This is a genomic window from Sulfitobacter sp. HI0129 (genome assembly GCF_001635395.1).
Lineage (GTDB): Bacteria > Pseudomonadota > Alphaproteobacteria > Rhodobacterales > Rhodobacteraceae > Sulfitobacter.
On sequence record NZ_LWGH01000821.1, the window covers coordinates 1 to 868 of the forward strand.

The 868-nt window shown below is 65.7% G+C and carries 1 protein-coding gene; it reads right to left on the bottom strand.

Annotated features, from left to right (window positions below; genetic code table 11):
• Positions 1–16 precede the first annotated feature (16 nt).
• A partial coding sequence (locus A3764_RS19505) for a phosphate/phosphite/phosphonate ABC transporter substrate-binding protein (protein ID WP_236628257.1) occupies positions 17–868 on the bottom strand: 852 nt, incomplete at its 5' end.

The following is an 868-nucleotide window of genomic DNA, read 5'->3' on the forward strand; positions in this document are numbered from 1 at the left end:
ACTTCGACAGCTGTGCTCATCGCAACAGCCCGTATTGCCGTGCCATATCGCGTACGCCGTCATAGGCGGCGCCGTCGGCCCTGACGTACCCATCCGGTCCATAAAAATAGCGCAGCTTGTTGCGGTGCTCCGGCTCGTTGAGCCGCAGCATTGCGTCGACAAAACGGTCCCGCAGAGCGGCATCGAGCCCCGGGCGAGCGATCACCAAATGGCTCGGGATCGGCGCGCTTTCCGCGATCCAGGTTACCTCTGCCTGTTGCTGCGGCGTCAGAAGCAGGTCGGCATACTGGCTGGCGCCTGCGGCATCGACCAGGCCTTCGGCCATCGCCTGCATCGCCTGCTGGTAGCCGCCCGCGAAGAAGACGCGGCCGAAGAATGCTTCCGCCTGTCCGGGGTCTTCGATCAGCCCGGCTTCTACGAATTCGGCGAGCGGGTAGAGATAGCCCGATTCCGAAATCGGATCGGCAAAAGCGATGTCGCGCCCGCGCAGGTCTGCGAGCGCGCCGATGCCGCTGTCGCGCCGCACGAAGATGCGGCCCGTATAACTCGGCGCGTCGCGGTAGACCTCGGACAGGAGCGGCACGGCACCGATCTCGGCCTCGGCCAGAACGAAGGGCAGGGCGCCCATGAAGGAGATATCCGCGTCGCCGTTGCGCAGCGCCTCGACCGCCGCTGCATGGTCGATGGTGACGAACCCCTCGACGGGGACGCCGATCTCCTCTGCCAGCCATCCGGTGATGGCCTCGATGTCCCCCAGAAGCTTGTCGGGGTTCTCTTGCGGGATGAAGGCAAGCCGCAGGGTTACGTCTTGCGCGGCGAGAGGTGTCGCCAGCGACACCGCGCCCGCGCCGACCAAGGTCAGTATCGT